The organism is Micromonospora sp. DT44, from assembly GCF_049841635.1.
Classification (GTDB): Bacteria; Actinomycetota; Actinomycetes; order Mycobacteriales; family Micromonosporaceae; genus Micromonospora.
This window is the reverse complement of record NZ_JBNCKS010000018.1, coordinates 62,234-83,707: the sequence shown is the minus strand read 5'-3', so window position 1 is coordinate 83,707 and position 21,474 is coordinate 62,234. Positions and strand designations below refer to the sequence as shown.

Below are 21,474 nucleotides of genomic sequence, written 5' to 3'. Positions count from 1 at the left end.
TGACGCCGCCGCAATCTCGCCGCAACACTCCTACGAGAGCGCTCTCCTCTCCCCCGCGGCGTCGCATCGGCGGCACCACCCACGGCACCACGGGCGAAGACCGACCCCACCCGCACGGCGTCCGTAACGCCCTATCGACAGGCGATGTCATGACATCTCGTGCTACATCCGTACGCCCGCGTCCCCGGCGACGGACCGTTCGGCACCTCCTCACCGGAGTCGCGGTCGCCCTGGTGGCAGCCCTGACCCCGGCGGTGGCCACGGCGCCCGCGCAGGCCGCCCCCACCCTGCTCTCGCAGGGCCGCCCGGCCACCGCCTCGTCCACCGAGAACGCCGGCACCCCCGCCTCGGCCGCGGTCGACGGCAACACCGGCACCCGCTGGGCCAGCGCCTTCAGCGACCCGCAGTGGCTCCAGGTCGACCTCGGCGCGCGGGCCACCATCAGCCAGGTCAACCTGCTCTGGGAGGGCGCCTACGGCCGCGCCTTCCAGATCCAGACCTCCGACGACGCCGCCACCTGGACGACGATCTACTCGACCACCACCGGCGCGGGCGGCACGCAGAACCTCACCGTGACCGGCGCCGGCCGGTACGTGCGGATGTACGGCACCGCCCGGGGCACCGCCTACGGCTACTCCCTGTGGGAGTTCCAGGTCTACGGCGAGACCGGCGGCGACACGTCCACCTGCGGGAGCGCCAACGTGGCGCAGGGCAGCCCGGTGACCGCCTCGTCCACCGAGAACGCCGGCACCCCCGCCTCGGCCGCCGTCGACGGCAACACCGGCACCCGCTGGGCCAGCGCCGCCAGCGACCCGCAGTGGCTGCGCGTCGACCTCGGCACCACCCGCACGATCTGCCGGGTGACGTTGACCTGGGAGGCCGCGTACGCCCGGGCCTTCCAGCTCCAGACCTCGGCCGACGGGTCCACCTGGACCACGACCTACTCCACCACCACGGCCACCGGTGGCACGCAGAGCCTCACCGTCACCGGCACCGGACGCTACCTGCGCGTGTACGGCACCGCCCGGGGCACCGCCTACGGCTACTCGCTGTGGGAGCTGGGGGTCAACACGACCGGCGGCGGCACCACCGATCCTCCGGTCGGCACGACCGACCCGTACAACCCCAACCTCGGCGCGAACACGTACGTCTTCGACCCGAGCACCCCGACGTCGACGATCCAGAGTCGACTGAACACCATCTTCACCCAGCAGGAGACCAACCAGTTCGGCGCGCAGCGCTACGCCGTGCTGTTCAAGCCGGGCACCTACACCGCCGACGTCAACCTGGGCTTCTTCACCCAGGTCGCCGGCCTCGGCATGAGCCCCGACGACGTCAACCTCAACGGCCACGTCCGGGCCGAGGCAACCTGGTTCGGCGGCAACGCCACCCAGAACTTCTGGCGGGCCGCGGAGAACCTCTCGGTGACCCTGCCGTCCGGCGTGAGCGTGGAGCGGTGGGCGGTGTCGCAGGCCGCGCCGTACCGGCGGATGCACCTGCGCGGCGCGCAGAACCAGATCCAGCTCTGGAACGGCGGCGACGGCTGGTCCAGCGGCGGCCTGCTGGCCGACACCCGCATCGACGGCCTGGTCGTCTCCGGCTCGCAGCAGCAGTGGTACTCGCGGAACAGCGAGTTCGGCAACGGCTGGACCGGCTCGGTGTGGAACATGGTCTTCCAGGGTGTCAACGGCGCTCCGCCGCCAAGCTTCCCCAACCCGTCGCACACCGTCATCGCGCAGACCCCGCAGGTCCGCGAGAAGCCGTTCCTCTACGTGACGGCAAGCGGCGAGTACCGGGTCTTCGTGCCCGCCGTGCGCACCAACTCCACCGGCACGAGCTGGTACAACAAGACCCCGGCCGGCTCGTCGATCTCCCTGTCGCAGTTCTTCGTCGTCCAGCCCGGCACCAGCGCGGCAACCATCAACGCCGCCCTCGCCCAGGGCAAGCACCTGCTCTTCACCCCGGGCGTGCACCACGTCACCGAGCCGATCCAGGTCAACCGGGCCGACACGGTCATCCTCGGCCTCGGCCTGGCCACCATCCAGGCCGACAACGGCAGCGTCGGGATGCGGGTCGCCGACGTGGACGGCGTGAAGGTCGCCGGCATCATGTTCGAGGCCGGCACCACCAACTCGCCGGTGCTCATGGAGGTCGGCCCGTCGGGCTCGTCCGCGAGCCACGCCAGCAACCCGACCTCGCTGCACGACGTGTTCTTCCGCATCGGCGGTCCCCTCGTCGGCAAGGCCACCAACACGCTGACCGTCAACAGCGACAACGTGATCGGTGACCACATGTGGCTGTGGCGGGCCGACCACGCCGCCCAGGGCGTGCCTACCGGGTGGACGCTGAACACCGCCGACACCGGGCTCACCGTCAACGGCGACGACGTCACCATGTACGGCCTCTTCGTCGAGCACTACCAGAAGTACCAGACCATCTGGAACGGCAACGGTGGGCGGACGTACTTCTACCAGAACGAACTGCCGTACGACGTGCCGAACCAGGCGGCCTGGATGAACGGGTCCACCCGGGGCTACGCCGCCTACAAGGTGGCCGACTCGGTGACCAGCCACCAGGCGTTCGGGCTGGGCAGCTACAGCTACTTCAACGTCAACCCCGCCGTGGTCGAGGAGCACTCCTTCGAGGTGCCGGTCAACTCGAACGTGCGCTTCACCAACATGGTCACCGTCTCGCTCGGTGGCGTCGGCACCATCAACCGGGTGATCAACAACGCCGGTGGCACCGCGAACGCGGCCAATCAGACGGTGTACCTGACGAACTACCCCTGACCGGGACGCCCGCGCCGATCCGGTCGACTCATCTGACCGGGCCGGCGCGGGTCGTACCCAGGGCCGAGGCCGGCCCGGTCCCGCCGAAGACCGGGCCGGCCACGGTCGTGTCCGCGTACGCCACGTCGTCGGCCACCCGCAAGCGTCGGGCATACGACTCTCCGCGCGCCCGCGCTGATGATCGCGGCTCGGGTGGGCTGGCATCGACGGTCCTATACTGTGCCTACCGGTCGTGGAACCCGTGAGCGGAGGCGGGCGTGCCACTTTTCTTCCTGAGCTACGCCCAAGAGGACAACCGCAACGGTCAGATCCAGAAGTTCTTCGGCGATCTCAGTGACGCGGTGGCCGGGCTGGCCGCCGTCCGCTGGGACGAGGCGGGATTCATCGACGGGCAGATCCTGCTCGGCAGCACCTGGACGGACACGCTGTCCGACGCGTTGTCCACCAGCGCCTGTCTCATCGCGCTCACCTCACCCCGGTACGTCGTCAGCGACTACTGCGGTCGGGAGTTCCGGGTCTTCGCCGACCGGATCGACGAGCACGAGCGGCTGTTCAAGGTCCGTCCACCCGCGATCGTGCCGGTCCAGTGGATCCCGTGCGACAAGCTGCCCCCGGCGGTCGCCGGCTACCAGTACCGCAACTTCCCGACCGGCACCGCGTACGCCCAGGACGGCCTGCTCACCCTCAAGCAGCGCAAACGGCACGAGGACGACTACGAGGACTTCGTCGACGCGCTCGCCAAGCACATCGTGCAGACCGCCCGGGACCACAAGCTCCGCCGGCCCGCGCAGCGCCCGGTGCTGTCCAAGGTGACGAGCGCCTTCAACCTGCCGCCACGGCCGCAGGCGTACGACGGCGCCACCGCGACGACGGCGGTGCAGCGGGCCACCAGCGCGCGGCACGTGCACATCGTCCTGGTCGCCGGCAGCTCCGCCGAGCTCGCCGGCAGTCGCCCCGGGGCCGAGGACCGTTACGGCGCGGTCTCCCGGGACTGGCGTCCGTACCAGCCCGAGCTGGAGGTGCCCATCGGCAGCTGGGCCGGGGCCATCGCCACCACCAAGAGTTACGGCTGGACGGTGGAGGACGCCGAGGAGTTGGCGGCGGTACGGGAGTGGGCGCGGGCGCACAACCAGATCGTCGTGCTGGTGGTCGACGTCTGGTCCGCCGACCTGCCGCGCTATAAGCAGAGCCTGATGCGTCACGACCGCGAGGTGACCGCGCCCCGTGCGCCGGTGCTGGTGCCGTGGACGGCCGCCGACGACGCGGCCGCCGGTGGCAACCGCAAGATGTGGGACACCCTGGCCCGGGTGCTCCCGTACCACTTGGTGCACAACACCCGCGACGTGTGGCGCACCGAGATCGCGACCTGCGCACGCTTCCAGGAGGAGCTGGAGGACGTGCTGGTCGTCGAACAGGGCCGGATCTACCGTACGGGCACCGTCTACCAGGAGCCGCCCACCGACGGCCCCGGTACCCGCCCGATCCTCGAAGGTCCCTAGGGGAGGCATGTCATGGCGCTGAACGAGACGGCACGCGGCCAGATCGTGACCTTCTACTCGTACAAGGGTGGCACCGGCCGCACGATGGCGCTGGCCAACGTGGCTTGGATCCTCGCGAGTCAGGGCCTGCAGGTGCTGGTCGTCGACTGGGACCTGGAGTCTCCGGGTCTGCACCGCTACTTCCACCCGTTCCTGCGGGACAAGGAGCTGCGCGCCACCCCGGGCGTCATCGAGATGATCTGGGATTACTCGATCGCCACGATGCAGCGCAACCGGGACGAGGACTCGCAGGAACTCCCCAGCAGCCACGCCAAGATCCAACGTCGTGCGGTCTCGCTGAACTGGGACTTCAGCCACGGCGGCGTGATCGATTTTGTGGCCGCCGGCCAGCAGGACTCGGCGTACTCCCGGTTGGTGAGCACCTTCGACTGGGCCAACTTCTACGAGCGTCAGGGCGGCGCGTCGTTCATCGACGCGGTCCGGGCGCAGATGCGCGCCGAGTACGACGTGGTGCTGATCGACAGCCGCACCGGCCTCAGTGACGTGGCCGGCATCTGCACCGTGCAACTGCCCGACCTGGTCGTCAACTGCTTCACCATGTCCACCCAGAGCATCCGGGGCGCGGCGGCGGTGGCCCGCTCGATCCGCAGTCAGCGCCCGGACGACCCGCCGCTGCTGCTGCCGGTGCCGATGCGCGTCGAGGACGCCGAGCTGCGCAAGCTGGAGACCGGTCGCGACCTGGTACGGGCCGAGTTCGCCCCGTTCCTCGACCACCTCTCGGAGGCGGCGGCCGCCCGCTACTGGAACACCATCGAGGTGCCCTACCGCACCTTCTACGCCTACGAGGAGATCCTCGCCGCGTTCGGTGACCGGCCCGAGCAGGCCGGCACCCTGCTGGCCGCGTACGAGCAACTCGCCTCGGTGATCACCGACGGGCGCATCACCCAGTTGCACCCGATCGGCGAGGCGGACCGACGCCGCTCGCTGGCCGAGTTCGAGCGCAGCCGGCTCACCGCCGAACAGGCCGTGCTGCTCAGCTACGCCTCGGCCGACCGGCTCTGGGCCGAGTGGATCACCGACCAGTTGGAGGACGCCGGGCTGCGGGTGGATCGTCGCGCGCTGGACGTGCCGGTGCTCTCCGGCGGGCGGGCCGAGTTCGACCGGGCCGTCAGCGGCGCGAGCCGGGTGCTGGCCGTCCTCACCCGGCACTACGCCAGTACGCCCCTGGCCGGCGAGGTGTGGAAGAACGCCACCGGCCGGGACCAGCTCGGCGACGCGGGCGCGCTGGTGCCGCTGCGCGTCGACGAGTCGCGGATGACGATGCCGTACAGCGACCACAGCCCGGTGGACCTCACCGACGTCGACCCGTCCACCGCGCGAACCCGCCTGCTGGATGCGGCCGGAGGGACGACCGCCATGGCCGGCGGTCGCGTGGTCGGCCGCTTCCCCGGCCCGTTCCCGGCGATCTCCAACGTCCGCCAGCACGGCACCCCGTTCGTCGGGCGGGCCGCCCAACTCGAAGCGCTGCGCGACCGGCTCACCACCTCGCCGGACTCGGCGATCCAGGTCGTGCACGGCCTCGGCGGTGTGGGCAAGACCCAGCTCGCCGCCGAGTACGCGCTGCGCTTCGGCCGCGGGTACGACCTGGTCTGGTGGATCCCGGCGGACAGCGAGGACCGCATCCGCGGCGGCCTCGGCGACCTCGGGCAGGCGATGGGGCTGGGCACCGGCGGTGGCGCCGAGGCGGCCCGCCGGGTGCTCGACGCGCTGCGCCGCGCCGGGCCCGACCAGCGCTGGCTGATCATCCTGGACAACGTCGACAAGCCCACCCACGCCACCCGCGCGCTGCTGCCGCAGGGCCCCGGCCACGTCCTGCTCACGACCCGCGACCAGAGCTGGAGCGAGTACGCCACCGCGACCGAGCTGACCGTGTTCGACCGCGCCGAGAGCGTCCAACTGCTGCGTGACCGGGTCCGTGGGCTCAGCGAGGCCGAGGCGACCCAGGTGGCCGAGAAGCTCGGCGACCTGCCGCTCGCGGTCGAGCAGGGCGCCGCGTACCTGCGGGCCAGCGCCATGCAGGTCGAGAAGTACCTGAACTCGCTGGACACGCCCGGCCTGCTGCGCATCCTCGACGGCCGGCAGTCCGCCGGCTACTCCAAGGCGCTCGCCGCCACCTGGCTGTTCACCCTCGGCCAGTTGCGTGAGGAGAAGCCGGCCGCAGCCCGGCTGCTGGAGCTGTGCTCGTTCTACGCGCCGGAGCCGATCCCGGTCGCCATGCTCACCGGTGACCGCTTCGCCAGCTTCATGGCGCCGATCGACCCGACGCTCACCGACCCGATCCTGCAGGGCCTGGTCACCGCCGAGCTGGGCCGCTACGGCCTGGCCCAGGTCGACGCCGAGAACAACACGGTACGGATCCACCGGCTGGTCCAGTTGGTCATCCAGGACCAGCTCAGCGATCCCGTCGAGGCCCGCCGACAGGCCCAACTGCTGCTCGCCGCCGCCAACCCCCGAGACCCCGACAAGCCGGTCAACTGGCCCGAGTACGCCGAGCTGTGGCCGCACGTACGCCCCAGCGGCCTGCACCTGTCCACCCTGGACGAGGCGCGTCAGCTCGTCGTGGACATCGTGCGCTACCTCTACCGGCGGGGCGACTACGACAGCAGCCGCGCCCTCGCCGAGGATGCGCTGACCGGGTGGCGCGACACCGACGAGGACGACCCCACCCGGCTGCGCATGCGCTTCCACCTGGCGAACGTGCTGCGCGCGCAGAGCAACTTCGACGGGGCGTACGAGATCGACCGGGACGTCTACGAGCGGCAGCGGCGGATCTTCGGCGAGGATCACCTCTACACCCTGATGACGGCCCGTAGCGTCGGCGCGGACCTGCGCGCCCAGGGGCTCTACCACGACGCCGAGGCGCGGGACCGGCGCACGCTGGAGTTGAGCGTGCGCAGCTTCGGCGACGACAGCGGCCGTACGCTGATCGCCGAGAACAACCTCGCCGTGTCGCTGCGGCTGGTCGGTGACTTCCGTGGCGCGGCCGTGCTCGACCAGCACATCCACGAACGGCGGCGGGACCGTTTCGGCGAGGAGGACCCGTCCACCCTGGCCTCGGCCAGCAACTACGGGCGCGGCCTGCGCGACACCGGCGATCTGTGGCGCTCGCACAGCGTCCTGCAACGCGCGTACACCAGCCAGCAGAAGGTGAACGGCCCGGACCATCCGGAGACCCTGCGGACCGCCAAGGAGCTGGCGCTCACGCTGCGTCAGCTCGGCCGCTTCACCGACGCGCACCGGCTGATCGAGCGGACGGTGGTCCGCTACCAGCGCACCCTCGGCGCCGAGCACGCCGACACCCTCTCGGCCGAGATGGCCCTCGCCACGACCTGGTCGGCGGTGGGTGACAACCAGACGGCCCTACGGTTGGCACGTCGCCTGAGCGTGAGCTACAACGCTGTGCTCGGCGAGTCGCACGCCATCAGCCTGGCCTGCCTCAACAACCTCGGCGTGCTGCTGCGCAAGCAGGGCGACCACGCCCAGGCCCGGGAGCTGTCCCAGCGGGTCCGCGACCAGTTGCTGGCCAACCTCGGCGAGCGGCACCCGCACACCCTGCTGGCCACCCTCAACCTGGCCAACGACCTGTTCGCCCTCGGTGACCGGGAGAGCGCGTTGCTGCTGGACACCACCGCGTACGTGGAGCTGACCCGGGCGTTCGGCGCCGAGCATCCGGACACCCTCTCGGCGTCGGTCAACCTCGCGTTGAGCCGCCAGGGCACCGAGAGCGAGGCGGACGCCGGCCGGGCGCTCTACGACGAGGCGTTCGGGCAGCTCGTGCAGCTCTTCGGCGGCGACAATCCCCGGGTCGTGCAGGCCCGCCAGCGGGAACGCTCCAACGCCTACATCGAACCGGCGCTCCTGTAGACGCGGCCGGTCACGAAGCCTGCGCCAGCCACGCCGCGAGGGCGAGCGGGTCGGCGTCCACGAGGGTCTGGCTCAGCGCCCGCACCACCTCGGGCCGGTGGGTCAGCACCCGCGCCGCCGCCGGTTGCCCGGTGCGGTGGGCGGCCAGGGCGAGTCCCACCCAGGCGTCGACCTCGCCGGAGTCGGCCGCGAGACGTCGCCGGTACCCGGCCAACGCGTCCTCGGCGTTGCCCGCCGCGTACGCCTGGTCGCTCGGGCTCGACCGGTGCGGCCCGCCGCCGCCCAGGAGCCGGTGGCGGACGGCGGCCTCGGGGCCACTGGCCACGGTGAGAGCGGGCCGGGCCGGGGCCGGGACGACCGTCGACGGTGAGCCGTCGAGCGCCGGTGGCACACCGTGCCGCCACGCGTGCGCCAGGCGGGCCACCCCGTCCGGGTCGGGCCGCAGGTTGGCCAGGCCCCAGCGCACCGCCCCGGCGTCCGCGACGTCCCGCGCGGCGGCCTCGACCGGCCCGTCGAGCGGGTCGCGCCAGCCGTGCACCGTACGGGCCATGTCCGCCACGAACGACCGGCCGACCTCGGTCAGCTCGGTAGCCCCGGCGAGCTGCCGGACCGCGCGGATGGTCTGCTCCCGCCAGTACGCGTACTCGAACGCGGCCGCGGTGCCCTCGTGCCGCCGCTGCCGCCACACCTCGGCCACCCCCAGGTGGGCGTACGCGCCCTGGAGCAGCGCGCCGACCGGGCGCGGGTCCAGCCGCCACGGCGCCCGGTAGCGCGCCGGCCCACCCTCGGAGTGCAGCGGGACGAGGTCGAGCAGCGCGCCGAGTTTGGTGTGCTGCACCTCGTGCACGAGCAGCAAGGCGAGGGTCTGCGCGTCGGCCGGCACGGAGAGCGCGATGGCTCCCAGCGCGTCCCTGCTGGTGGCGCTCACCGGGTTGCCCGAGGGCGGCGGACGCAGCGGCACGAGCGAGCGCAGCAGACCGGCCAGCGCGTCGACGTGCGCCGGAAGGTGCTCGCGCAGCCACTGCCCGGCCCCGGCGGCGAGACGGTCCAGCCGGGCCGCCTCCGCGTCGTCCAGCCGTGGCGCGGACGGCCGGTGGTAGCAGTCGCGCCACGGGTCCTGGTCGTCGACGAGTACCCCGGCCGGGTCGAACGGCATGGTCCGGCGTGCCGGCTGCCACCCGATCCCGCCGTCGCCCGCGTCCAGCAGCCGACCGGCGCGGGCGTCGACGCGTACCCCGTCGTCGTCCGCGCCGCCGTCGATCCGCAGCGTGCCGGTCGCGCCGCGCAGCCGGATCGCGCCGTCGGCGCGCAGGCCCGTCGCCGCCCCGACGGTGGGCAGCGGCAGCACACCGTCGGCCGGGCGGGGCAGCGTCAGCGTGAACGTCAGGCCGGCGCGGACCGCCGCCGCCGTGGCGAGCGTCGCCAGATAGGTGGGGCCGGCCGCGCCGTCGAGCGCGGCGCGGGCCCAACCGGTCACCGGCGGATGGGCCAGCACCGCGGCGACCGTCGCCGGTTCGGCATGCTCGGCCCGGGTGAGCAGCTCCAGACTCTGCCGCACCAGTGGCTCGTCGCGGCAGGCGCGGGCCGCGGCCACGGTCAGCAGCCGGCGGCGACCGAGCTGCCCGCCGCGCAACACGGCGACGGTGTCGGCGTCACCGTGGCCGGCGGCCAGCCCGGCGAGTTGTCTCGCCGTCAGCGGGCCCGTCACGGGGGTACCGCCGGCACGCTCCGATCACGCAGCGCCGCCAGGTCGGCGGTCACCCTCTCCTGCACGTGCCGGATCAGCCGGAACAGGTCGGCACAGTAGACCGAGGGGTGGGCGAAGCCGTCGCCGTCGCGGAACCGGTGCGCGTACAGGCCGCCGCCGCAGACGCCGACGACCGGGCAGGCCCGGCAGGCCGGGGCGAGCGCCGCGATCCCGGTGGGACGCCCGGCGAGCGACGGGTGCCGCAGCGCGTCGTCGAAGCTGTGCCGGAAGACGTCGAAGCCGGTCCGCATCGCCGCCGCGCTGGTGGTCTTGAGCGTGTCGGTGCCCTCGATGGTGCCGTCGGTCTCGATCGTCATGACGTCCGGATCGGTGACGCCCAGCGCCTGCGTGCCGCTGCGACCGCCCAGCAGCAGCGCGATCAGCGACTCGAAGAGTCGGATGCCGGTCCGCCGGGGCCGCTCGGCGTACCAGCGGTCGAAGACGGCGATCAGCCAGTCCGCGTACGGGGTGGCGGGGTCGTCGGGGTCACGCCCGGGTGGGGGAGCGCTCCAGTTGCCGTGCGGCAGCAGCAGGTCCAGCCGGGGCGGGTCGAACTCCCGCAGGCCCTCGTAGACGGCGACCGGATCGTTGGCCAGATCCACGGTGCACAGCAGACCGGCGTAGCGGGCGCGGTGTTCGGGTCGTGCCAACCGGCGCAGCGCCCTGGCCACCTCGGCGTAGCTGCCGCGCCCGTCGGCGTGACGGCGGTGGCGGTCGTTGGCCGCACGGTCACCGTCCACGCTCACGCCGACGTCGATGCCGTGCGTGTGGCACAGGTCGAGCGCCGCCTCGTCGAGCAGCAGCCCGTTGGTCTGCATCGCGACATCGAGCGTGACGCCGGTGGGCAGCGCGGCGCGCAGCGTGCGGACCGTCCGGTCGAGCACGGCGAGGCCGGCGAGCAGCGGCTCACCGCCGTGCAGCACCACCCGGACGCGGTCGGTGCCGTGCCGGGCCACGTGGGCGGCGAGCCGGTCGGCGACGCGGCGTACGGTGCCCGGGGCCATGATCCGGGGCCGGGACCGCCAGTCCTGGTCGGCGTGGCGGTAGACGTAGCAGTAGTCGCAGGCCAGGTTGCACCGCGAGTGGACCTTCAGCACCACCTGCCGGATGTGCGGCGCGGCCACGGCAGGGCGGTCCCGGGTGGCCGACGGCGGGGCGTCGGCCGGCACGGTCAGAAGCTCGACTCGAAGGCCGACACGTCGCCGGGTCGACCCGGCTCACCCTCGGCGGTCAGCGTGCCCAGCACGTGCGCGAGGACGCCGTCACCGGCGCCGGCCAACAGGTCCGCCAGGGGTACGTCGCCGAGCTGCACCAGAGCGGTGCCGACAGCGCGCGGGATGGGCGGCTGGTCGTGGTCAGCCACCGTGGACCGTCCTTCGCCCGAAGACCGGCACCTGAGTCACCGCTGCGCTCACTCCGCCTTTCTACACCATCGCGCCCGACCCGCGAGGCCGCGACACCGTACCCCGTACGCGCTGGCCACCGTGCCGTTACCTGGCGTACCGCCACGGCCCTTCGGCGTCGGCGAGCCGATACCGGTCCGTCCGGCCTGTCGATGTGGGCGCTCGCCGTTCGTGTGGAGGATGAGGGGTCGACGTCCGGTCGACCCGCCGCCCACGAGGAGGAACGATGATGCTCTATCTGCTCAGCATGCACCAGCCCGACGGCGGGACACCGGAGCCGGAATTCCTGGCCCAGGTCATGCGCGAGATCGGTGAGCTGCGGAACGAGCTCGTCGCGGACGGGTCGTGGGTGTTCGGTCAGGGCCTGCACGGGCCGGAGACCGCCACCGTGCTGCGTCCCCGCGACGGCGACGTCCTGGTCACCGACGGGCCGTTCGTGGAGGGCAAGGAGCACCTGGGCGGGGTCACCATCATCGACGTTCCGGACCTGGACGCCGCCCTGCGCTGGGGTCGCCGTTACGCGCTGGCCACCACCCTGCCGATCGAGGTTCGCCCCTTCCGGTCCGCCGTCGGAGGCTGACCGTGCCCGACGTGGAGGCGGTGTTCCGCGCCGAGTACGGCCGCGCGGTCGCCGTCCTGGTGCGCCTCCTCGGCGACATCGACCTCGCCGAGGAGGCCGTGCAGGACGCCTTCACGATCGCGCTGCGGCGGTGGCCGACCAGCGGCCCACCACCCAGCCCGGCCGGTTGGATCATCACCACCGCCCGCAACCAGGCCATCGACCGGCTGCGTCGGGAGGCGACCCGCGCCGACCGGCACGCCCAGGCGGCCCTGCTGTACGCCCCCGACCCACCCTTCGAGGAGGGGCCCGTGCGCGACGACCGGCTCCGTCTGATCTTCACCTGCTGTCATCCGGCGCTCGCGCCGGCCACCCGGGTCGCGCTCACCCTGCGTCTGCTCGGTGGCCTGCGGACCGCCGAGATCGCCCGCGCGTTCCTGGTGCCGGAGTCGACGATGGCGCAGCGGTTGGTCCGGGCCAAGTCGAAGATCCGTCACGCGCGCATCCCGTACCGGGTGCCGAGCGACGGCGACCTGCCCGACCGGCTGCACGCCGTCCTCGCGGTGCTGTACCTGATCTTCAACGAGGGTTACACGGCCAGCACCGGTCCGCACCTGGTCCGCGCCGACCTGTGCGCCGAGGCGATCCGGCTGGCCCGGCTGCTCGTCGAGCTGATGCCGGACGAGCCGGAGGCGCTGGGGCTGCTCGCGCTGATGCTGCTCACCGAATCCCGCCGAGCTGCCCGCACCACCGCCGGCGGTGACCTCGTGCCGCTGCCCGAGCAGGACCGGAGCCGGTGGGACGCCGCGTTCGTCGCCGAGGGGCAGGCGCTGGTGCGCCGCTGCCTGCGCCGTGGCCGGCCGGGGCCGTACCAGGTCCAGGCCGCGATCGCCGCCGTGCACAGCGTCGCACCCCGCGCCGCCGACACCGACTGGGGACAGATCCTCACGTTGTACGACCAGCTCACGGTCGTCGCCCCGGGCCCGGTGGTGGCGCTGAACCGGGCCGTCGCGGTCGCCGAGGTCGCCGGCGCGGCCGTGGCGCTGGACGAGGTGGACCGGATCGACCTGCCCGGATACCACGTGCGGCACGTGGTCCGCGCCGACCTGCTGGCCCGGCTCGGGCGCGACGCCGAGGCCGTCGAGGCGTACCGGACGGCCGTGGCGTTGACGGACAACGCGGCCGAACGGGCCTTCCTCACCGCGCGGGCGGCGGCGCTGGCCACGGGCTGACCGCGCGTTTGCCGGTGGACCGACCGGGAAACCGAGCCGCCCGTCGGCCCGGCTGCCCGCCCGTGGCCGCAGCAGCGGATGGAGGCGGAGATGGCGTACCGTCCGGCGACCGTCGACGCCGTTGCCGACCTCGACACGCTCACCCTCGGCGTCGAGGAGGAGTTCCTGCTGCTCGACCCGCACAGCGGCGGCAACCTGCCGGTGGCTGACGAGGTGCGGGCCGCGCTGCGCGGATCGGCCCGCGACCAGAGCCGCCAGGAGTTCCGGCACAGCATGGTCGAGATGGTCACCCCGGTCTGCGCCGACCTCGACGAACTCCGTACCCACCTGGTGGCGCTGCGGCGATCGGCCGTCGAGGCCGCCGCCCGGGCCGGGGCCCGGCTCGTCGCCGTCGGAGCGACGCCGGTGGCCGAGCCGCACCGGACGGTGCCCGACGAGCCGCGCTACCACGCCATGTCGCGCCGGTACGGGCCGGTGGCCCACGATCCGGCCGTCTGCGGCTGTCACGTGCACGTCGGGCTGCCGGACCGGGAACTGGCCGTGCAGGTCTGCAACCACCTGCGGGTGTGGCTGCCGGTCGTGCAGGCCCTCACCACCAACTCGCCGCTGCACGACGGGTACGACACCGGCCACGCCAGTTGGCGGTCGATGCAGTTGGAACGCTGGCCCAGCATCGGCCCCACCCCGTACTTCGACTCTGTCACCGACTACGACCGCACGGTCGACGAGCTGATCGCCGCCGGCGTCATGCTGGACGCCGCGATGGTCTACTGGTACGCCCGGCCGTCGTCGGCGTACCCGACGGTCGAGGTGCGCGTCGGCGACGTCTGCCCGACGGTGGACGACGCGGTGCTGGTCGCCGCCGTGGTCCGCAGCCTGGTCGCGACGCTCGCCGACGACGTACGCGCCGGTGTGCCCGCCCCGGGAGTGCGCGACTGCCTCGTCGCGGCGGCGCACTGGCGGGCCGCCCACGACGGCCTCGACGGCGAGCTGATCGACCTGCGGGCCGGCGGCGCCCGCCCGGCTTGGGACCTGGTCGACGACCTGATGGCGACGATCGCCCCGGCGCTGCTGCGGCACGGCGACCTCGGCTACGTGCTGGCCCAACTGGCCCGGCTGCGCCGCGACGGCACCGGCGCGACCCGACAGCGCCGGGTGCTTGACGAGACTGGCGACCTGCGTGCCGTCATCGACGACCTCGCCGCCCAGACCGCCGCCGCCTGACGGCTCGCCCTCGTCTTGCTGGCGGCGGCGGAGTCGGCGGTGGCTCAGTGGATGTCGTGGGTCTGTAGCCACAGCTCCAGCAGGCCGAGTTGCCACAGCTTGTTGCTGCCGGCGGCCGCCTCGGCCCGGTCCGGCTCGGCGAGCAGGCGCGAGACGTACTCGGGGCGGAACAGCCCGCGCTCGCGGGCCGCCGGGGCCTGCAACGCCTCGGCGACCAGCTCCCGCACCGGTCCGTCCACGTTGCGCAGCGCCGGCACCGGGAAGTAGCCCTTCGGCCGGTCGATCACCTCCGCCGGCAGCACCTCCCGGGCCACCTCCTTGAGCACGCCCTTGCCGCCCTGGGCCACCTTGTGCTCCGGCGGGCAGTGCGCCGCGAGGGCCACCAGGTCCTGGTCGAGGAACGGCGTACGCACCTCCAACCCCCACGCCATGCTCATGCTGTCCACCCGCTTGACCGGGTCGTCGGGCAGCATCAGGTGGGTGTCCAGGCGCAGCACCGCGTCCAACGCGGTCTGCGCCCCGGGCGCGTCGAGGTGCCCGGCGAGCAGGTCCCGGCTGGCGTCGTGGTCCAGCGCGTACGCCGGGCCGACGACGGCACGCAGCCCGTCGTGGTCCCGGTCGAAGAACGCCGCCGCGAACGTCTCGGCGGCACCGTGCCGAGGCGCGTCGACCAGTGGCTGGTGGTAGCCGTAGCCGGCGAACACCTCGTCCGCGCCCTGCCCGGACTGGGCCACCTTCACGTGCTTCGCCACCTGTTCCGACAGCAGGTGGAAGGCGACCACGTCGTGGCTGCCCATCGGCTCGGTCATGGCCCGCACGGCGTTGCGGACGGCGGGCGCCAGGTCGTCGTCGGCGAGCCGGATCCGCTGGTGGTCGGTGTCGTACGCGCGGGCCACCAGGTCGGAGTAGTGGAACTCGTCGCCGGACTCGTCGCCCCGACTGTCGAAGCCGATGCTGAACGTACGCAGGTGCTCCTGACCGGCTTCGGCGAGCAGCGCCACGATGAGGCTGGAGTCCAGACCGCCGGAGAGCAGCACACCGACCGGGACGTCGGCCACGAGCCGGCGACGTACCGCCGTGCGCAGCGCGTCCCCGACGGCGGCCCGCCAGTCGGCGGCGTCCATCCCGGCGTCGGCGGGTTCCCGCACGTAGTCGGGCTGCCAGTACACCTGCTCCCGGCTGCGCCCGTCGGCCTCGACGACCCGCAGGGTGGCCGGTGGCAGCTTGCGGACGCCGCGCAGCACGGTCCGTGGCGCGGGCACGATGGAGTGCCAGGACAGGTAGTGGTGCAGCGCCACCGGATCGATGCCGGTGTCGACGTCCCCGGCCGCCAGCAGCGCGGGCAGGGTGGAGGCGAACCGGAGCCGTCCGGGAGTCTCGGCGAGGTAGAGCGGTTTGATGCCGAGCCGGTCACGGGCCAGGACGAGGCGTCGTCGGACCCGGTCGACCAGGCCGATCGCGAACATGCCGACCAGGTGGTCGACGAAGCGTTCACCCCAGTGCGCGTACGCCACCAGGATCACCTCGGTGTCGCTGGTGGATCGAAAGGCGTACCCGGCGTTCTGTAGCTCCTCGCGCAGCTCCGGGTAGTTGTAGACGCAGCCGTTGAAGACCAGCGCCAGGCCCAGGTCGTCGCGCGCCATCGGCTGGGCGCCGGCCTCAGACAGGTCGATGATGGTCAACCGGCGGTGCCCGAGGGTCACCCAGTCGTCGGTCAGCAGGCCCTCGGCGTCCGGTCCGCGGGAACGCATCGCCTCGGTCATCCGGGTGACCGCCGCCTCGTCGGGCGGTCGGCCGTCGAAGCGTGCCTCTCCGCTGATCCCGCACATCAGGCGGGACGGTGCTGGTTCAGGGCGGACATGGCCCCTCCTGTCAGGTCTCCCCGACTGGTGGCGGCGGGGCCCTCGGTGAAAACGGGGGCGCTGGCTACCCGCGCAGCGGGCGGGCAAACCCGCGGGGGACCCGGCGTCCGGTTCAACCTCGCAGGGTGCGCAGGATGCGGGCCAGCTCGGCGCGGTCGGTGTCCGGCAGGTGGCCGAAGAAGCGGTCCGCCTCGGCGCGGCGGGCAGCCCGGATGGCGGCGCTGACCCGGGCGCCCTCGGCGGTCGGCGCGACCAGGGTGGCCCGCCGGTCGGCCGGGTCGCGTCGCCGCTCGACGAGCCCCCGGGCCTGGAGGTCGTCGACGACCTCGGTGGCCGATCGGGGCGCGATGCGCAGGTGCTCGGCGAGGGTGCCGGGGCGTACCTCGCCGTGGCGGCCGAGCACGCCCAGCGCCCGGGCCTGGCTGGGGGTGACGTCCCACGGGGCCAGTGACTCGCGGGTCTGCCGGCGCAGGCGGGACGCGACCGCCCAGAACGTCTCGGCCAGGCTCTCGTCGGCGCTGTCGGTGGTGTCCTCGGTCACCGGAATACGGTAGCAGCCGATGCTGTTGTTCCCTCATGTTGAGGTAACCTCAGCATATCCTTCCGGAAGGAGTTCCCCTTGGAACCCACCCCGATGGGCCGCGACCGCGGCCACCGCACCGTCAGCGCCGAGGAAAAAGAGCAGGCCCGGCAGGTGTCCCTGCGCCGCATCGGCCGCCTCTTCACCCCCCACCGACCCGCGCTGGTCATCGTCACCGCGATCATCGTGCTCTCCTCGATCGTCGCGATGGCGAGCCCGTTCCTGCTGCGTACCGTGATCGACCGCGCCCTACCGCAAGCTGACGTGACCCTGCTGGTCTGGCTGGTCCTCGGCATGGTCGCCGTCGCCGCCGTGACCGCCGCGCTCGGCGTTGTCCAAACCTGGATCTCCACCCAGGTCGGGCAGCGGGTCATGCACCGGCTGCGCACCGACGTCTTCAGCCACCTCCAGCGGCAGTCGCTGGGCTTCTTCACCCGCACCCGCACCGGCGAGGTGCAGTCGCGCATCACCAACGACATCGGCGGCATGCAGTCGGTGGTCACGTCCACCGCCACCGCCGTCGCGGCCAACCTCACGACCGTGGTCGCCACCGCCGTCGCGATGGTCGCGCTCTCCTGGCAGCTCTCCCTGGTCTCGCTCGTGGTGCTGCCACCGGCCATCTGGCTGACCCGCCGGGTCGCCCGGATGCGCCGCGAGATCACTGCCCAGCGCCAAGGCGAACTCGCCGACCTCAACGTCACCGTCGAGGAGGGTCTGTCAGTCAGCGGCGTCCAGCTCGCCAAGACCCTGGGCACCGGCCCCGCCCTCATCGAGCGGTTCACCGCCTCCTCGGAGCGCCTCGTCGACCTGGAGCTGCGCAGCGAGCTGGCCGGACGCTGGCGGATGGCCTCGATGAGCATCATCTTCGCTGCCGTACCGGCCGTCATCTACCTCGCCGCCGGCCTGCCCGGCGCCGCCGGGACACTGAGCATCGGCACCCTGGTCGCCTTCACCGCCCTGCAGGGCGGCCTGTTCCGGCCGCTGATGGGCCTGCTCAACGTGGGCGTGTCGCTGACCGCGTCGCTGGCCCTGTTCGCCCGCATCTTCGAATACCTCGACCTGCCGGTCGACGTCGCCGACCCGGCCGAACCGGTCCGCCTCGACCCGGCCCTGGTACGGGGTCACCTGCGCCTGGAAGACGTCACCTTCGGCTACCCGGGCAGCGACACCGCCGCCCTCGCCGGCATCACCCTGGACGTGCCCGCCGGCACCAGCCTCGCCCTCGTCGGCGAGACCGGATCCGGCAAGAGCACCCTCGCGGGCCTGGTCAGCCGCCTGCACGACCCGACCGCCGGCCGCGTCACCATCGACGGCGTCGACCTGCGCGACCTGCGCCTGGCCGACCTGGCCGCGATCGTCGGCGTGGTCAGCCAGGAGACGTACCTGCTGCACACCACCGTCCGGGAGAACCTGCGCTACGCCCGGCCGGACGCCACCGACGCCGAGATCGAGGCGGCCGCCCGCGCCGCCCAGATCCACGACCTCATCGTCGCGCTCCCCGACGGGTACGACACCGAGGTCGGCTCCCGTGGGCACCGGTTCTCCGGCGGCGAGAAGCAACGGCTCGCCATCGCCCGTACGCTGCTGCGTGACCCGCGCATCCTGGTCCTCGACGAGGCCACCAGCGCCCTGGACACCGAGACCGAACGCGCCGTGCAGAGGGCGTTCGACGTGCTCGCCCAGGGTCGTACCACCATCACCATCGCCCACCGCCTCTCCACGGTCCGCGACGCCGACCAGATCGCCGTCCTCGACCACGGCCGCATCGTCGAGTCGGGCGACCACGACACCCTGCTAAACCGCCAAGGCCGCTATGCCACGCTCGCGGCGTGAGCCGTTGCCCTCTTGATCATTGGTTGCTGGGCAACACGACACGCCGAGCGGGGTGCGGCTGAGCAGCCACCGATCGAGGGCTAGCAGAACTCGGCCGCGCGTGGGGGTTTTCCACAGTGGGTGTGCTGTCCACAGTGGCTGGGGTGACTGCTTGCGGAGCCTCGGACCCGGGCAGCACGGTTCGGGGCGTGAACTCGGTGCTGCGGGACCTCGTGAAGCGCTCCGGAGGGCTGGTCACCCGTACGACGGTGACCCAGGTGGTGCCGGAGTGGGCGCTGGAGCACGCGTGCCGCACCGGCGAACTGATACGGGTGCTGCCCGAGGTGTTCGTGGCGGCCCACCTGCTGGACGACAGACCGGGCGCCCCGGTCCTGAGCCGCCTCGACCCGGGCGTCGCCGCCCTCGCGGCTCTCGCCTGGGCGCGGGGACGCGCCACACTCAGCCATTCCAGCGCGCTCGCCGCCTGGGGCCTGCGCCCGCAAGCCGCCGGAGAGCCCCTGCACCTCACCGCCCCGATCAACGTAGGCCTACGGGCCCGCCCCGGAGTGGTCGTCCATCGGCGAAACGATCTCGTCATCGCGCCGCCGCACGTGGTCGTCCGCCGAGGACTGACGGTCACTCGCATCGAGCAGAGCATCGTCGACTCGTGGCCGATCCTGCCGCCCGCCGAGCGGCGGGCACCGGTGATCCGGGCGGTCAACGACTGGCTGACCACTCCCGAGCGGCTGACCCTCGCCGTGGAGACCGTACCGAAGCTGAGCGACCGGGCAGCGCTGCGGACCCTGCTGACCCGGCTCGCCGAGGGCTGCCGTAGTCCGTTGGAGATCTGGGGCCACGACCACGTCTTCACCGGCCCGACCATGCCCGTGTTCCGCCGGCAGGTGCCGATCCGTCTCGGGCGGCGCACCGTCTACCTCGACATGTTCGCCGAAGGGGAACGGGTCAACATCGAACTCGACGGCGCCACCACCCACGGGGATCCCCGACAGCGGGAGATCGACCTGCGGCGGGACGCCCTGCTGGCGACCGTCGGGATCCTGGTGGTCCGCTTCGCCCATCGCCGCCTGGTTCACGAGGCCGACGACGTACGCCGCGAGACCCTGGCGATCCTCGCGACCCGCGCGGCGGCCTGACCGCATGCACAGGATGAGATCCTGGTCTGATGGGCGGGCTTCCAGAACAGGACGTGGCACTGGTGCGGCGCTGGTGCGACGAGCGCGTACCGCAGAGCGTGCGAGACCAGGTTCGGATCGAGTGCCACGAAGCGCCCCGGCATCTCACGGTCGTCGAACGACGACCACCATGGCGTGGAAAGGCCGGTCAGGAGTGGACGACCTCTCCTGTCGCGCGACTGCGGTACACGAAGAAGACCGGCACCTGGACCCTGTACTACCGAGACCGGAATCTCGGCTTCCACCGTTACGATCTGACTCCGCCGTCGGCCAAGGTCAGCGTGCTGCTCGACGAGATCGGAAGCGACCCGACGGGGATCTTCTGGGGCTGATGTCCTAGACCCTCAGGTGGGCAGTACCGGCAGCCCTGGGCTGTGCCTGCGTCAGTGGTCGGGCCAGCGGGTTGGCGCAGCCTGCGCCAGTACGGCAACCTCGGCGGCGTGAGCACCTTCTTGTCGCAGCTTCCGGCGCTCCTCGGTGTCCTGGTCGGCACCCTCGGCACGATTCTCGCCACGTCGCTCGCCGATCGTGCACGCTGGCGGCGTAGCCAGAACGTGCGCTGGGACGAGCGGCGGCTCGATGCGTACGTCGACTACGCGCACGCACTCAAGGAGAGTTACGCGGTGGCGCTGCGGATGACGGCCCACCTGCGGCCCGACTCGCACAGCCACCCGATCGCCCAGGACGAGGGACTTGCCCGTCTGGCCGAGTCGGACGCGCGACGCACCATCGTGTGGGAAAACCTGCTCCTGCTCGGTGATGAGCCGACGGTGGTGGCCGCCGCGGACTGGCGCGACGCGATCTGGCAGGTGGAGCGGCTTGCCCGAAGGATCGTCGAAGCGCCGAAGGACATCTCGGCGCAGCTGGCTCGGGTCAACGAGGCCCGGGACGGCTACTACCGGGCGGCCCGACAGAGCCTTGGTGTCCGCGGTGGCTCGGTGGAGCAGTCGGCGGCGCTGCGTCAGGCGCTCGCCAGTCGGACGACCGCGCCGGCCGACGCCGCCCTGCGCGCCGACGAGGTGTGACGAACCGTAGAGGGGATCGGACCGCTGTCGTCTGGAGGACGAAGTCCGGCGAGTCGCACGAAGATCTCGCGTTTGGTGGTCGCATCGCCCCGGCGGTCGAGGACGTAGCCCGTCAACCAGACCCACCCGTCGTACGTGGGCTGGGTCGACACCGAGACGACGCGGAACGTCAGCGCGTGTTCCCCGGCGAACTGCACCGAGGCCTTGCCGTCGATGACCAGCAGATCACCGGGGGAGGGGCGCGCGGTCACCAGTGGCCGGGGTTGGGTTGATCGTACGGCGGTTGGCATTCGCGTGCGTGCATGCTCTGCCAGTCCCGCAGTGCCCGCCCGAGCCGGCCGTTTTCCTGACTGAGCAGCCGTACCGTCTCGTTCAGCGTGCTCAGCTCGTCGGCCACGCGGGCCTGGAACTCGCGTACCTCATCGGGGTCGACACCGCGCTGACGGGCGGCGAACTCGCGGGTCCGCACCTCGTACGGCGTCAGCCGGGCGGGGTAGCCGGCCGGCTCGGGTTGGCTTCCTCGATACACCTGAGCCACGACGATCCTCTCTGCGGGCAGGCGGGGTCGGGGGGGGGGGGGGGGCCCCCCCCCCCCCCCGCGGGGGGGCCCCCCCGAAGAGGACCC

Annotated in this window: 16 protein-coding genes; 10 read left to right on the top strand and 6 right to left on the bottom strand. The window is 72.5% G+C overall.

Translation table 11 applies throughout. The features are described from left to right. Positions 1-149: 149 nt before the first annotated feature. From ACLQ25_RS13140 to fxsT, 3 genes are all read left to right on the top strand, one after another. Entirely contained in the window at positions 150-2,789 is a 2,640-nt protein-coding gene (locus tag ACLQ25_RS13140) for a discoidin domain-containing protein (protein ID WP_425731156.1), read from the top strand. A 257-nt stretch (positions 2,790-3,046) separates the two neighbouring features. Continuing rightward, positions 3,047-4,288: a TIR-like protein FxsC gene (locus ACLQ25_RS13135; protein WP_425731155.1), complete on the top strand. Its 1,242-nt coding sequence runs from the start codon at positions 3,047-3,049 to the stop codon at positions 4,286-4,288. A 12-nt stretch (positions 4,289-4,300) separates the two neighbouring features. Further along, complete coding sequence (gene fxsT / locus ACLQ25_RS13130) at positions 4,301-8,212, top strand: FxSxx-COOH system tetratricopeptide repeat protein (RefSeq protein ID WP_425731154.1); 3,912 nt, start codon at positions 4,301-4,303, stop codon at positions 8,210-8,212. A 10-nt stretch (positions 8,213-8,222) separates the two neighbouring features. Here the strand turns inward: fxsT and ACLQ25_RS13125 are convergent, their stop codons facing one another. From ACLQ25_RS13125 to fxsA, 3 genes are read right to left on the bottom strand one after another with little or no spacing between them, the layout of a single operon-like run. Then, positions 8,223-9,920 carry an aKG-HExxH-type peptide beta-hydroxylase gene (locus ACLQ25_RS13125; protein ID WP_425731153.1) on the bottom strand — a complete coding sequence of 566 codons (1,698 nt, stop codon included), beginning with the start codon at positions 9,918-9,920 and terminating at the stop codon, positions 8,223-8,225. Next, a complete protein-coding gene (locus ACLQ25_RS13120; RefSeq protein ID WP_425731152.1) occupies positions 9,917-11,128 on the bottom strand; it encodes an FxsB family cyclophane-forming radical SAM/SPASM peptide maturase in 1,212 nt (403 codons plus the stop codon). The genes ACLQ25_RS13125 and ACLQ25_RS13120 overlap by 4 nt, the downstream gene beginning before the upstream one ends. Before the next feature lie 2 nt (positions 11,129-11,130). Next, the gene (gene fxsA, locus ACLQ25_RS13115) at positions 11,131-11,322 is read right to left on the bottom strand and encodes an FxSxx-COOH cyclophane-containing RiPP peptide (RefSeq protein ID WP_425731151.1); all 192 of its coding nucleotides are present in this window, start codon (positions 11,320-11,322) and stop codon (positions 11,131-11,133) included. 266 nt (positions 11,323-11,588) lie between these two features. Here fxsA and ACLQ25_RS13110 point away from each other — a divergent pair, with 266 nt between their 5' ends. From ACLQ25_RS13110 to ACLQ25_RS13100, 3 genes are all read left to right on the top strand, one after another. After that, positions 11,589-11,942, top strand: a complete 354-nt coding sequence (locus ACLQ25_RS13110; protein ID WP_425731150.1) for a YciI family protein — start codon at positions 11,589-11,591, stop codon at positions 11,940-11,942. 2 nt (positions 11,943-11,944) lie between these two features. Beyond that, complete coding sequence (locus ACLQ25_RS13105; protein WP_425731149.1) at positions 11,945-13,153, top strand: RNA polymerase sigma factor; 1,209 nt, start codon at positions 11,945-11,947, stop codon at positions 13,151-13,153. 90 nt (positions 13,154-13,243) lie between these two features. Further along, a complete protein-coding gene (locus ACLQ25_RS13100) occupies positions 13,244-14,377 on the top strand; it encodes a carboxylate-amine ligase (RefSeq protein WP_425731148.1) in 1,134 nt (377 codons plus the stop codon). Between the two features lie 44 nt (positions 14,378-14,421). Here ACLQ25_RS13100 and ACLQ25_RS13095 read toward each other — a convergent pair whose 3' ends face one another. Together ACLQ25_RS13095 and ACLQ25_RS13090 are read right to left on the bottom strand one after the other, a co-directional pair. After that, complete coding sequence (locus ACLQ25_RS13095; protein WP_425731147.1) at positions 14,422-16,206, bottom strand: N-acetylglutaminylglutamine amidotransferase; 1,785 nt, start codon at positions 16,204-16,206, stop codon at positions 14,422-14,424. A gap of 145 nt (positions 16,207-16,351) precedes the next feature. After that, complete coding sequence (locus ACLQ25_RS13090) at positions 16,352-16,780, bottom strand: MarR family winged helix-turn-helix transcriptional regulator (protein WP_425731146.1); 429 nt, start codon at positions 16,778-16,780, stop codon at positions 16,352-16,354. Between the two features lie 93 nt (positions 16,781-16,873). On the opposite strand from ACLQ25_RS13090, the gene ACLQ25_RS13085 reads away from it, so the two are divergent. From ACLQ25_RS13085 to ACLQ25_RS13070, 4 genes are all read left to right on the top strand, one after another. Then, on the top strand, positions 16,874-18,652 hold the full coding sequence (locus tag ACLQ25_RS13085) for an ABC transporter ATP-binding protein (protein WP_425731176.1): 1,779 nt from the start codon (positions 16,874-16,876) through the stop codon (positions 18,650-18,652). 188 nt (positions 18,653-18,840) lie between these two features. Next, positions 18,841-19,785 carry an endonuclease domain-containing protein gene (locus ACLQ25_RS13080; protein WP_425731145.1) on the top strand — a complete coding sequence of 315 codons (945 nt, stop codon included), beginning with the start codon at positions 18,841-18,843 and terminating at the stop codon, positions 19,783-19,785. Between the two features lie 29 nt (positions 19,786-19,814). After that, complete coding sequence (locus ACLQ25_RS13075) at positions 19,815-20,156, top strand: DUF3024 domain-containing protein (RefSeq protein WP_425731144.1); 342 nt, start codon at positions 19,815-19,817, stop codon at positions 20,154-20,156. Between the two features lie 108 nt (positions 20,157-20,264). Next, a complete protein-coding gene (locus ACLQ25_RS13070; protein WP_425731143.1) occupies positions 20,265-20,849 on the top strand; it encodes a hypothetical protein in 585 nt (194 codons plus the stop codon). Positions 20,850-21,096: 247 nt separating this feature from the next. On the opposite strand, the gene ACLQ25_RS13065 is transcribed toward ACLQ25_RS13070, so the two are convergent. Then, the gene (locus tag ACLQ25_RS13065) at positions 21,097-21,387 is read right to left on the bottom strand and encodes a DivIVA domain-containing protein (protein ID WP_425731142.1); all 291 of its coding nucleotides are present in this window, start codon (positions 21,385-21,387) and stop codon (positions 21,097-21,099) included. Between the last annotated feature and the right edge of the window lie 87 nt (positions 21,388-21,474).